This is a genomic window from Aporhodopirellula sallentina SM41, from assembly GCF_000346505.1.
Lineage (GTDB): Bacteria > Planctomycetota > Planctomycetia > Pirellulales > Pirellulaceae > Rhodopirellula > Rhodopirellula sallentina.
Genome location: NZ_ANOH01000352.1, coordinates 1 through 12,393, shown reverse-complemented (window position 1 = coordinate 12,393; position 12,393 = coordinate 1). Strand labels below are relative to the sequence as shown.

Annotated in this window: 12 protein-coding genes; 7 read left to right on the top strand and 5 right to left on the bottom strand. The window is 54.3% G+C overall.

Annotation, left to right across the window (positions count from 1 at the left end; all coding sequences use genetic code 11):
* Both RSSM_RS34935 and RSSM_RS34930 read right to left on the bottom strand, forming a co-directional pair.
* Positions 1–106 (bottom strand): MFS transporter (locus RSSM_RS34935; protein WP_315850023.1); only part of this gene is annotated, 106 nt, incomplete at its 3' end.
* 20 nt (positions 107–126) lie between these two features.
* Positions 127–432, bottom strand: coding sequence for a hypothetical protein (locus tag RSSM_RS34930; RefSeq protein ID WP_236621328.1), 306 nt, complete (start codon positions 430–432; stop codon positions 127–129).
* 261 nt (positions 433–693) lie between these two features.
* Between RSSM_RS34930 and RSSM_RS23300 the strand changes: the two genes are divergently transcribed.
* The 3 genes from RSSM_RS23300 (at position 694) to RSSM_RS23290 (ending at position 3,418) form a co-directional block, all read left to right on the top strand.
* Positions 694–1,704 carry a LacI family DNA-binding transcriptional regulator gene (locus RSSM_RS23300; protein ID WP_008685030.1) on the top strand — a complete coding sequence of 337 codons (1,011 nt, stop codon included), beginning with the start codon at positions 694–696 and terminating at the stop codon, positions 1,702–1,704.
* A gap of 219 nt (positions 1,705–1,923) precedes the next feature.
* Positions 1,924–3,120 (top strand): DUF1559 domain-containing protein, encoded by a 1,197-nt coding sequence (locus tag RSSM_RS23295; RefSeq protein WP_008685028.1) that lies wholly within the window; start codon positions 1,924–1,926, stop codon positions 3,118–3,120.
* A 112-nt stretch (positions 3,121–3,232) separates the two neighbouring features.
* A complete protein-coding gene (locus tag RSSM_RS23290; protein WP_008685027.1) occupies positions 3,233–3,418 on the top strand; it encodes a hypothetical protein in 186 nt (61 codons plus the stop codon).
* 101 nt (positions 3,419–3,519) lie between these two features.
* On the opposite strand, the gene RSSM_RS33340 is transcribed toward RSSM_RS23290, so the two are convergent.
* Positions 3,520–3,729, bottom strand: coding sequence for a hypothetical protein (locus RSSM_RS33340; protein ID WP_144060053.1), 210 nt, complete (start codon positions 3,727–3,729; stop codon positions 3,520–3,522).
* A 27-nt stretch (positions 3,730–3,756) separates the two neighbouring features.
* On the opposite strand from RSSM_RS33340, the gene RSSM_RS23280 reads away from it, so the two are divergent.
* Positions 3,757–6,723, top strand: coding sequence for an FG-GAP-like repeat-containing protein (locus RSSM_RS23280; RefSeq protein ID WP_008685020.1), 2,967 nt, complete (start codon positions 3,757–3,759; stop codon positions 6,721–6,723).
* 132 nt (positions 6,724–6,855) lie between these two features.
* Here the strand turns inward: RSSM_RS23280 and RSSM_RS23275 are convergent, their stop codons facing one another.
* Positions 6,856–7,350: a tetratricopeptide repeat protein gene (locus RSSM_RS23275; RefSeq protein WP_008685018.1), complete on the bottom strand. Its 495-nt coding sequence runs from the start codon at positions 7,348–7,350 to the stop codon at positions 6,856–6,858.
* A gap of 257 nt (positions 7,351–7,607) precedes the next feature.
* Positions 7,608–8,663, bottom strand: coding sequence for a LacI family DNA-binding transcriptional regulator (locus tag RSSM_RS23270; RefSeq protein WP_008685017.1), 1,056 nt, complete (start codon positions 8,661–8,663; stop codon positions 7,608–7,610).
* Between the two features lie 85 nt (positions 8,664–8,748).
* Between RSSM_RS23270 and RSSM_RS23265 the strand changes: the two genes are divergently transcribed.
* The 3 genes from RSSM_RS23265 to RSSM_RS23255 form a co-directional block, all read left to right on the top strand.
* Positions 8,749–10,056 (top strand): glycoside hydrolase family 2 TIM barrel-domain containing protein, encoded by a 1,308-nt coding sequence (locus RSSM_RS23265; RefSeq protein ID WP_008685015.1) that lies wholly within the window; start codon positions 8,749–8,751, stop codon positions 10,054–10,056.
* A gap of 161 nt (positions 10,057–10,217) precedes the next feature.
* Entirely contained in the window at positions 10,218–11,477 is a 1,260-nt protein-coding gene (locus tag RSSM_RS23260; protein ID WP_008685013.1) for an ABC transporter substrate-binding protein, read from the top strand.
* Positions 11,474–12,393: histidine kinase dimerization/phospho-acceptor domain-containing protein (locus RSSM_RS23255; protein ID WP_008685011.1), on the top strand; the 920-nt coding region annotated here is incomplete at its 3' end. The genes RSSM_RS23260 and RSSM_RS23255, both read left to right, overlap by 4 nt.

Sequence of the window (12,393 nt, the reverse complement as noted above, 5' to 3'; positions counted from 1 at the left end):
AGATCAGATAGGGACGAAAGCGTCCCCACGTCGTCCGCGTGCGATCGGCGACATATCCGACCAACGGATCGTTGACCGCGTCCCAGATCCGGGTCACCAACATCAAGGTGCCCGCGGACTTCGCCGTCAAACCAAAAACATCCGTGTAGAAGTAGACGAGAAAAACTCAAACGTCTTCCAAAACAGATTCGACGCGGTATCGCCGAGCCCGTAGCCGACCTTTTCAAAAACGCTGAGCCTTTCCCCATGGTTGCCTTGTTTGGCAGTTTCGGACGTGCCCGACATCCCGGTCCCAGAGTCTGCGGGGTTGCCGGGATCCGCCGCAGGCGTTCCCCCGGGATTCTTAGCGCCAGGTTTATTAGCTCCGCGATTCTTAGCCCCACGATTCTCAGACGGTGTGCCCGCCTCGGATGGAACGACTTCGTTGGACACAGGGAAATCCTCTATGGACCGAGGGGAAGAATCCGAAAATCCTTCAAATGACGCAACCAGTTTCACACCTACGGGTCTTAACCCCACTTTAGGTGCGTTCACTGTATTCGTTTCTGCAACCGGTTGCAACCTAAGGTGCTCACATTACGCGTTAAACCGTTATTTTGGGAAATCTTTACTGAAACCGGTTGCAACGACTTGATCAAATGCATACATTTAGTTGAAAGCGGTTGCATCCGTCTTTGTGCCCCCGAGGATTCCATGAAACTCAACGACATCACCATCAAGGACATCGCCGAACGGGCCAACGTTTCCAAGAGCACCGTCTCGCGAGTTCTCAATGACTTGGCGATCGTGAATCCCAAAACCCGCAAGACGGTTTTGGAAGCGGCTGAATCCTTGGGCTACCAAGCCAACGTGTTTGCTCGCGGACTGGCCAGCGGTCGTTCCATGACCGTCGGCGTGGTCACTCAGAAGATCGGCAGCCCCTTCTACGACATGATGATGCAGGGGGTGATCCAAGGTTTCACCGGAACCGGCTACTCTCCGATCTTTGTCGACGGACAGTGGGAACAAAGCACCGAACTCGACGTCATCCGCACCCTGATGGGCAGAAAGGTCGATGGCCTGATCCTGCTCGGCGGCGATATCTCGCAAAAGGATCTCGATCAACTCAGAGAGCAGATTCCCACCGTGGTCGTCGGAAAAGACGTTGCCGGTTGGGAAGGCCAGTGCGTCTACGTTGACAATTTCTCCGGTGCCTACGATGCCACCCAACACCTGATCGAATTCGGACACCGCGAGATTGCGATCGTCCGCGGAATCATCCACCACCAGGACGCGATCCGTCGCTTCCAAGGCTACGCCCAAGCACTCGCTGATGCCTCCATCGAACTCGACCCTGATTTGGTCTTGGACGGCAACTTCACCGCGCAATCGGGAATCATCGCGGTCAACTCATTGCTGATGCGTGGCAAATCATTCACCGCAGTCTTTTGTGCCAACGACATGGTCGCCTACGGGGCTCGATTGGCGCTACAGCGCAAAGGAATTCGTGTTCCCGAAGACGTCTCGATCGTTGGCTTCGATGATCAAGCCGAATCGTCTTACGTTTCACCACCACTGACCACCGTTCGTCAGCCCGGTGTCGAAATGGGAGTCGTCGCCGCGGAGGGAATCGTCCAATTGATGCAGGGGGGAACCTGTGAGTTTCCTGTCATGAACGCAGAACTGCAACGAAGAGAATCCGTCGCGCGGATCACCTCTCAATAATCCTTCCGACGCAAGCTCACATCGCGTCAACCCTTTCAATTTTTGCATAGTAACAACCTTCCCTGACCCATAGAAAACATAAGAGGCGCCTATGAATTGAACCTGTCTATCCGTGCTATCCGCACACTGAATTGGCTAGCGAATTCATTATTCTTCTTCCAATTTTTCAAGCCTTTCGATGCGTCTCAATTCCCTATCATTTTCCTGAGGTAAATTCTCATGCAACGTTTCAATCGAGCACGGTCAGGTTTCACCCTGGTCGAACTTCTAGTTGTGATTGCCATTATCGGTGTCCTCGTTGGACTCTTACTCCCTGCAGTTCAGGCCGCCCGTGAAGCAGCCCGTCGTATGAGTTGCAGTAACAACTTTAAACAGATCGGACTCGCAGTTCACAACTACCACTCTGCTTACAACCAGTTGCCGATCAACAAGACCGGAACAGGCATCCTCCCAGGAACGAACTGGTGGGACGATTCGACAATCGCAAACAACCAACAACTCAGTTGGTTGGTCGGCCTGACCCCATTTGTTGAAAACCAAGCACTTTGGGAGCAGATTTCGAACCCGAGCGTGCAAGGCGGAACATGGCCTGCCATGGGTCCAAAGCCGGTCGATTTCCGGTACGACTATCAACCGTGGATGACCAACGTCCCGACGTTCCGCTGCCCATCGGATCCAGGCTTCGGTCTGCCCGCCCAAGGACGTACCAACTACGGTGCTTGCTTTGGTGACTCGATGTACAAGATCGAAATTGCCGCCCGCAGCGGTGGCGACTTGAACGCGAACGATTCGACTGCCGCTCAGGAAGCACGTGCCGGTTGCCGTGGGATGTTCGTCAACCACCAGAAGATGGCGTTTCGTGATGTTCTCGATGGTCTCGCCAACACGATCATGGCTGGCGAGCTGACCACCGACCTTGGCGACAACGACACTCGAACCAATGGTGCCCGTCAACTCAACGCGGCTGGTTCGCCTCCAATGCTCAACCCAATGGCATGTGTCGACGCAGGTCTCCCCGACCCACTCCGTCCTCAGTTCTGGACCGCCGGAACAAACACGATGGGCGGCGTCAATGCAACCCTCGGTCGTGGTTACCAGTGGGCCAACGGTGAACACTACTACTCAGGTGTGATGACGATTCGTCCGCCCAACTCGGAAGTTTGCTACGGTGGCGATTGGCCCGGCCAAGAAGGCATCGTCCCGCCGAGTAGTCGTCACCAAGGTGGTGCTCACGTGCTGTTGGGTGACGGAGCGGTCAAGTTCATCACCGATTCGATCGAAGCCGGCAACCAAAAGAACGGTCAAGTCGGATTCGGATTCACCGGCAACCAAAGCCCAGGTTCGAAGAGCCCGTACGGACTTTGGGGTGCACTCGGAACGCGTGCTAGCAAAGAGGTCATCGAGGAAGAACTCTAATCTCGATCGATCCCGACGTTTGAATTGCTGACGTCCAACCCCGGTGCAGCCAGTCGCTGCACCGGGGCATCGTCGGTAACCCAGTCCACTTTTTACAAACACTAGATCCAAAATGAACAAAACTCTTTCTCGTATCTGCTGTAGCGGTTTGTTGTTAGGAGCTCTCGTCGCGATCGGTTGCGAGGGGAACACCGGCATTGTTGAACCACCGGAAATGACAGCCGAAGACAAAGCCGCTCTCGAAGCACGGCAAGCAGAATATTCCAAGTCCATGGCCGAAGCCTACGGCAAAAAATAGTCTTCAAAACGATCTCGGAACGAGTGTTGTGAGAAAGCCTCTCACCATTCCGGATCGAAGACGACAAGCGCACCGATCACGATGTGATCGGTGTTTCCATTTTAGGCTCGTTCATCGCCGAGTACTTCATCGCCGAGTACTTCATCGCCGAGTACTTCATCGCCGAGTACTTCATCACCAAGTACATTGACAACGAGCACGTCGATGTTGAATACGTTGACTCCGAGCACCATGTCGCCCAGCAAGTTGACGACAACGGTAGATGATTTTGCTCGGCACCATCCATATGAGAGGGCTCGAGTGTGAGACATGGTAGCTGGCTCCCGGCACTGCTGATCTTGTTTTGCCTGTCCGGTTGCCAACGTTCCACGGAACTACCAACCGAGACTTCTCCGACGACAGTCGATCTCTTAGCCGAGTTCCAAACCGCGATCCGTTTCCAAGATTGGAAACAGGCCGACGCGTTAACTCCATCGGTTTTGCTGCAGTATTACGACAATGTCGAGGCGTTGGAACTCGCCGCGAGAGCAGCACACCAAAACGACAAAGCCAACGTGGCGGCGGATTTGATGATCGACGCATGTCGCAATGATCAATTCCAAGACACCGCCCGTATCCAACGCACCGTGGCAGCCCTGCTCGCCGTCGGTCGACTTTTCGATTGCATCGATTTGCTCGAGACCGCCGTCGTGACGTGTCCCGATCAACACGTTCTCCGGCGAATGTTGTTTCAAATGTGCTGGGGTGTGGAAGATCGCCCGCGATCGATTCCCCACGGTCGGTATCTCGTACGCCAGCGACAGTTCGATCTCGACCTCCTTCTGGAAATGAGCGATACCGAGGCGAGATCGGAGAGTTCGCAGTCTCTCGTTAAAATTGCTGAGCGGCATCCTCGCGACAAACGACCATTGATCGCCGAAGCGAGAGTCCGGTTCGACGACGGTGATCTCGATCGGGCTGCCGAAATTCTTCAGCAAATTTTGCAAGACACACCTGACGACGCACCCTCGTTGGCACTGCTGAGCCGCGTGCTTGTTGACGCCGGACGAGACGATGAGTTTCAGAAACTCGTCGCGGACGTTCCCGAGTCTGTCCAAGACCACGCCTTCTACTGGTTGGCACTCGGTGATTGGTGCCAGAAGGAATACCAACCCACCCACGCGGCTCGTTCCTACTGGGAAGCCGTCCGCCGTGATGACGCGATCCGCGAATCATGGCTCAAACTCAGCATGTCCCTTGCCCTCGTTGGTAATCAGCACGGCCTCCACGATCAACAAATCAATGCGTTGGATTCCCGTGTGCGACTGCTCACCCGATTTCGCCACCTGCGGACGCGTTTCCTCAAATCAGGAAAGACATCGCCGAACGATCTCGTTGATATGGCGATCGTACAAAAACAGCTCGGGCGACTATGGTACGCAGAAGCTTGGCTGTCGATAGCAACCACGTTGCCGGGAGACAGCAATCAACGTGCAAAAGAAGTACGAGACGAAACGGTCAAATTGCTTCGCCGGGACACACCATGGCAACTCGTGGATTCTCACCCCGAAGTCAGTATCGACCTCAGCCATTTGCCGCTCCCTGTCATTGGATCGGCGGACAACGAAAGAACGCCGATTCCATCTCATTCCACCGGAGCGGTGGCAGAGGCTGGCAACATTCGATTGGAGAATGAGGCGGAACGGAGACAACTGCGTTTCCATGGACGCACCGGCGACGAACTGCACCAACCCGGTATTATGCATTACCAAACGCTCGGGTGCGGCGGAGGTGCGATTGATTTTGACCTGGATGGTTGGAATGACATCTATCTCGTTGCAGCGGGCGGCAAGCCGTCGCAGAGAGATTCCATCGAGAACTCGTTGTGGAGAAACTTGGAAGGTACGTTGGACAACGTCACGTCTGCATCTGCAACAGGCGACCCCGGTTTCGGTCAGGGGGTGGCCGTTGGTGATGTAAACGAAGACGGGTTTCCCGACCTTCTCGTACTGAACTACGGTCCCAACGTTCTGTTAATCAACAACGGTGACGGATCGTTTTCCGACGAGAGTCATCGTCTCGATCAGAACGTCTCTTCGGTCGAGTGGTCGTCTAGCGGCGCGATTGCTGATTTGGACGGCGATGGACTCAACGACCTGACAATTTTGAACTACGGCCAAGGTCTCGATCCGGTAACGAAAGAGTGTCGTCAAGCATCAACGGCTTTGGTCCGGGCATGTTCGCCACTGATGTTCCCAGGTGCGAGAGATTGCTTCCTACACGGTTCACTCACCGGCGAATTCACCGACCAAACCGACAATTGGTCAGCGAACCCTGACGTTCTCGGTCGTGGACTCGGAATCTGTGTCGGCTCATTTGACTCCCATCCTGGTCTCGATGTCTTTATCGCGAACGACCTTACGAGCAACCACTATTGGAGTCGTACAACAGATATCGTCTTTGGCTTACGAGAATCCGCCGTCCTCCGAGGGCTCGGATCCAGCGAACGATCCCCCGGGCAGGGATCAATGGGGATGACCGCGGCGGATCTCGATCGCGATGGTGATGTTGATTTCTTCATCACCAATTTTCTCGGAGAATCCAACACCTATCACGAACAGGTCAATGACGGGTTGTGGCGTGACCAGACGACGACGCAAAGTTTGCACGCTTCTTCCCTGCCCTTCGTTGGATTCGGAACGGAAGCAATCGACTTCGACAACGATGGCCATTCAGAAATGGTCATCACCAACGGTCATATCGACACGTACCCGGGCGAAGACGCCGCGCCATACGCACAACTGCCTTTGGTATATCAACGCCGTCCCGCCGGTGATTATCAATTGATCACCGACATGATCCAGGGCGAGTACTTGCAAACACCGCACGTCGGTCGGGCTTTGTGGACCATGGACATCAATCGGGATGGTCTGACCGATTTCGCCGTCACCCATCAGACCGAACCGGTGGCGTTGCTGGTCAATCAAACCGAAGACGCGGGAAATTGGATTGAGATTCAACTGTCCGGCCGGCAATGCTCTCGCGACGCAATCGGCAGTTTGGTGCACGCGAACATCACCAACACGCAGTGGACGATTCCAATGACCTCAGGCGACGGTTACCTGTGCAGCAATGAAAAGGTCATTCGCATCGGTCTCGGGAAACAAGGCGTCTCAGAAAACCGAAACAAGACGTGTGAAGTTACCGTCAGTTGGCCAGATGGAACGCATCAGACATTCCAATCGTTGGCAATCAACAAATCATGGCTCTTGACCGAAGGGGACCCAAACGCGTTTGAGTTATCCCATCCCGGTAGTCCACATTAGACGCGGCGAAAAAGAGGAGACGATCAGAACGCTTCATAGATCGTTTCACTGCGCGGCAGATGTTAGCCGCGGTTACACCTTATCAACCGCGGCTAACGGGCTGTACTGCGTGGTGCGTGAAAGCAGCGTTTCTTACTCGTCTTCTAGCTGTTGAAACTCGAGCATTTTGACTTGCTTCTTCGCGGCGTCGGCGGGTTTCCAGAACCATCCTTGCGGGTCCCAGCACTGTGCGAAGGGCACATCCTTCAGCAGTTTCTTGTAGACCTTGATCGCCTCGTCGGTCTGTTCCAACTTTTCAAGCGCTTGTCCCATGATGAAATAGCACGTGCCGACATCATTGAGTGCCCATTTGCTTTGGACGGCATCCTTATCGCTCGATGGCACAGGAGCATCGAGTTCCTTTTGCATCGCAACAGCTTCTTTTCCATAACGATCGATGCACTCCTTCGCGTAAGCCACGGCGACTTTGTACTTCTTGGCGTTATAAGCGTCCCAACCTTTGGTGGTTAAGGTCGACGATGAGTAGTCTCCGAAGTCGAGAGATTTCGCATCGACTGATTCTTCTGCGAAGCAGTTCGTCACGAAAACACTAGCAGCAACGAGAACAAACGAACAAAGCAACTTCATTATGGGTCTCCTGGATGGGGCAAAAAACGCGATCGACAGTCTCCTTTTTAGGTGACCGCCATTGCGATTACAATCACATAATGCAATTTTATGCACACTTTTCTATCCCGTAATTTACGCACTTTTCGGTTTATTTTTGGATGATCGCCAGCGGTGCTACGACCGGCCGTTTTCAGTTCGACGGCTCGATTGAATCGCCCTTTTCGAGCATCACAGGATGCTTCCATACGCGTATCATCCACGCGAACGGGATGTCGCTATTTGACCGGACCGATCGTTTCCCCGTCGCGAAGGGCGCAATCTAGCATCGTGTGTTGTGCCGATCCGAATCGCTTCGACGCAAGTTCCTGTAGACGCTGGTATCCGATTTGTCCGATCTCATAATAAGGAATGGCGACTGTTGTTAGTTGAGGCGAATCATCGGGCGAATCGATTCCGTCAAAGCCAGTCACCGAGATATCTGTTGGGGTACTGAGACCGTGTTCTTTGAGGAATGAAATCAAACCATAGGCCTGATGATCGGCCGCGCAGACCCAGGCGGTAACACCGTAGCGAGTGCGTTCGAGCGCCTTCTGATAGGTCTCTTCCACGGTTGCCCGATCGTCGGGACGAACATTGAGAATGTTGGCCGGATCGATCATCAATCCGCGACGGGTCATCTCCTCGATGTAGGCAGAAAATCGCCGCATTGCCCAGTGTGCTTCCATCCCATAGTCGTGGGTCAGGAATCCGATCCGTTGATGCCCCAATTCCGATAATTTTCCGATAATCGTTGATATTCCGCGATGATGATCGACATCGACGCAGTTGATCGGCGTACCGCTGTATTGCTCGACCAGGGACACGACCGGGAATAATAAATTGAGTTGATCGACAACGTGCGTTGGAAAAGGATACACCAACAATAGTCCATCGAATTCTTTCTGACGCAGTGGTTGGATCTTGCTATAAGACTCGTCGGTCAGTTGTTTGTCGGACGGGTCAACGTAGTGAATTTCGATACTCGAATCATTCAACTGCGCGTAGTCGCTCACACCGGCAATCAGAAGTTCCCCGGGACTTTGATAGTCCGTGCTTAGATAGTCTTCGACTTTGGTACAAATCAAAACACCAACACGATTCAAATCCGCGTTGCGTCGGTTCTTCCCGGTACGGTTTTCGAGATGGTTATATCCGAGTGCAGCAGCGAGACGAAAAACCTTGGCACGAGTTTCGGGATTGATTCCGGGGTGATTGGTGAAACACCGTGACACCGTCGCACGTGAGATCTGAAGTTGATCTGCGATGAGTTGTTGATTGACCGATTTCGCCATTACCAGACTTTTTTTAGACACTCTCGCCGACGGATTGCTACAATGCAATTTTATGCACAATCTTCCCCCAAGAGAACATTGCACAATGAATTACGCCAAACGATTGTCGATTTTTTGTGTCGGGATGCTCTGCGTGTCGTTTTTGACGATTGAGAGGTCTCGGGCCGCTGAGGTAACCGTCAAAAGGGATGATCAGGGTCATTTCGCGCTCCTGCGAGATGGCGAGCCCTACTTCATACGCGGTGCCGGCGGATCGGACCACCTTCCGGAACTGGTCAAGTGTGGGGGCAATTCGATTCGCACATGGGGAATCGAAACCCTCGACAAGCGAATCGACAACAAACCGCTGCTCGACTACTGCGAAGAACTCGGCATCTCCGTCTCAGTCGGAATTTGGATTCAACACGAGCGCCACGGGTTCGATTACTCCGACCCCAAACAGGTCGCCGACCAACGTGAGAAAGTGCGGGAGGCCGTCCGGCGATACAAAGACCACCCTGCGATCTTGATGTGGGGACTCGGAAACGAGATGGAAGGCCCCGAATCGGAAAGCGGCGCCATTCGTATTTGGAAGGAACTCAATCACCTTGCAGAGATCATCAAGTCAGAAGACCCGAACCATCCGGTCATGACGGTTATCGCGGGTGCCTCGGCGTTGAAAATCAAAGGAATCATGGATCATTACCCGAACATCGATGTTCTCGGCGTGAACTCGTACGGCGCGGCGGCATCGGTTGCCGGCGATGTGAAGGCGGCGGGTTGGAATAAACCGTTTGCATTGACGGAGTTCGGACCATCGGGTCATTGGGAGGTACCGCAAACCTCATGGGGCGCGGCGATCGAGCCGAGTAGTCGTGCCAAGGCAGCGAGCTATTTCGTCACGCAGTCGATTCTGACCGAGGACGCTGGCGACATTTGTATCGGCAGTTACTGCTTTCTTTGGGGCCAGAAACAAGAGAAAACGTCGACGTGGTACGGGATGTTCCTGCCATCGGGAGAGAAGCTGCCCCAGGTCGACGCGATGTGCCGTGCGTGGACGGGCGAGTGGCCGGAGAACCGTTGTCCCAAGGTCTCTCAAATCGATTCCGATTTGACCGAAGCCACCTTTGGGCCGGGAGAGTTGGTGACGAGTCGTGTTCAGGCGACCGATCCGGATGACGACCCGCTGGTCTACACGTGGTACGTGCAGGCCGAAACGACCGAACGCAGCGTCGGTGGGGACCGCGAATCCGTTCCGCCACTGTTTCCGAATTGCCTCGTCAGGGCTCGAGACGGGGAAGCCGTTATCCGGACACCCGACCAGCCCGGAAATTACCGCCTGTTTGTGATTGTGCGTGACGGGCAAGGCAATGCCAGTGCGGACAACGTTTGTTTTCGCGTTGCGAACAATTAGCACTGCGGCAGAAAGCGACAACGGAAACAAAGATCTCGTATATAATCCGCTGTTGGTTTCGTTCGTTTAATCGATCCCTGGTTTTGGATGGGCGTCGCATGCTCAGACCTCGCGTGCAGAGACTCCGGGATCGATGACATTGATTCTCCAAGGCATTGATAATGATCCTTCAATGGATCGGTCCGGTCGTGGCACACCGGCTGCCCAAATACTCCAGCGGCGCCTTCTTGACGGCGCTGCTTGGATGCCTGTTTGCTTATCCCGTGTCACTGGCCTGCGGGGATGAAAGGATTGATGCCGACGTCAAACCTCGGGTCGTGGTACTGATAGGCAGCGACGAAGACGACCCCTTCTGGATTCAGTTCGCCGAGTTCATGAACGTCGCGGCCGGCCAACTCGGACTCGATGTGCATTTTCATTTTGCCGACGGCAGCCTCGAAACCATGTCGAGCCTTGTCAGAGCGGAATGCGAACGCAACGTGAAACCGAGCTGCCTCGTCGTTCAGAGTTTCAAACGAGGCGGACTGCGATTCCTGCGTATCGCAAACTCCTACAAGGTTCCGGTCTTCTTGATCAACTCGGGACTTGTCGCTGAGCAGAAAGAAAAAGCAGGCGAACCAAGACAGCATCTGAAATATTGGATTAGCCAGATGTTGCCCGATGACTACGGCGCCGGGTTCGATCTCACCAACAGTCTTATCGACGAGGCCAAAAAAGATCCAAACCGGCTCGGCCCCGACGGACGCGTTCACGTGATCGCATTAGGCGGTACGGTGTCTCATGGAGCATCCTTGCATCGGACCGCAGGTTTGATGGATGCGATTGCCGCACGGAGTGACGAGGCCGTTCTCGATCAACTCGTTGCGGCCGATTGGAAAGAGGGTTTCGCGAGGAGTCGTTGTCGTTTCCTGCAGCGACGATACCCGGACGCGTCTGTCGTTTGGACCGCCAATGATCAAATGGCGATGGGAGCTATCGAAGCGGTTCGGGACCGCGGGCTGGTGCCTGGTAACAATTTGATCGTCGGCGGTGTCGATGCGACGCGGCAAGCCATCAAGGCCATCCAAGATGGATCACTGTCCGCGACGGTGGGCGGCCATTTCCAAGAAGGCGGATGGGTCGCCGTGGTCCTTCATGATTACTTCAACGGTTTAGAATTGTCGCGAATCCCAACTCATTTCACGTCACCCATGCGGCTCATCACGTCGGATAATGTCGACGATTACCAAAAGAGTCTACGGGCCGAACAGTGGCAGCGGATTGACTTCAAACAGTTCTCGAAACTCGATCAGCCCGATTCGCAGGCGTACCATTTTCAGTACAATTTGCCACCCGAAGATTCGCAAATCGGCGACACGCAAACCTCTACGCAGATCGGCGAAGATCGCCCGTCCGTCGAAAGAAGCTCTTCTAACGAATGACTTCGCACGCAAACTCAGACAGGGTTCACCCAGACGCCGACGAACGAAAGATCTCGCTTCGTTACATCACCGCGCTCGTCGCGACCGTGCTGATCACTTTGGCGGTCTTCGGTGCGGTTGCCGCCTACGCCACGCTGAGGCAGCTGGACGAACGACTGATGGATGCCGCAAACCGGGCTGCGGTGTCGATCGCGACGACCACCGCGACACCGTTGTGGAATGTCGATGAGCAGACGATCGATGATCTGCTCAAAGCGTCCCTCACGAACCAAGATATCATCTACGCGGAAGTGAACGACGGCACCGAGAAACTCGCCGCTCGTCGTAAACCCAACACACCGCTGCTAAGCCTCAAAGGCTACGGTCGGTCCCCGCGTTTTGCCGTCGCAACGGTGGATGTCACTTATCGCGAACAGATCATCGGCGAAGTCAGCGTGGTGATGTCGCGACGTGCCATCTCCGAGCAACTGCGCCGCAACGTGTTGTCCAATATCGCGTTGGCAATGATCCTCAGCATCGCGGTTTCGTTCACGTCGGTGCTCATTACTCGCCAGTTCGTTTACAAACCACTGAGGAATCTCAGGAATCAAGCCCTGCGGGCCGAGCAAGAAGCCGAATCGGCGAACCATGCCAAGAGCGCGTTCCTGGCCTCGATGAGTCATGAGATCCGAACGCCAATGAACGGGATCATTGGCATGACGGACCTTTTACTCGGCACCAAATTGTCGAACGAACAACGAGACTACCAACACATCGTGAAACAGTCCGCTGAATCGTTGATGCAGCTACTCAATGACATCTTGGATTTCTCTAAAATCGAAGCCGGCAAACTCGACCTCGAAAAGATCCCCTTCAGTCTCCGCGAAATTTTGGGTGACACCTTATTAACGCTCTCCAATGGAGCATCTGAAAAGGA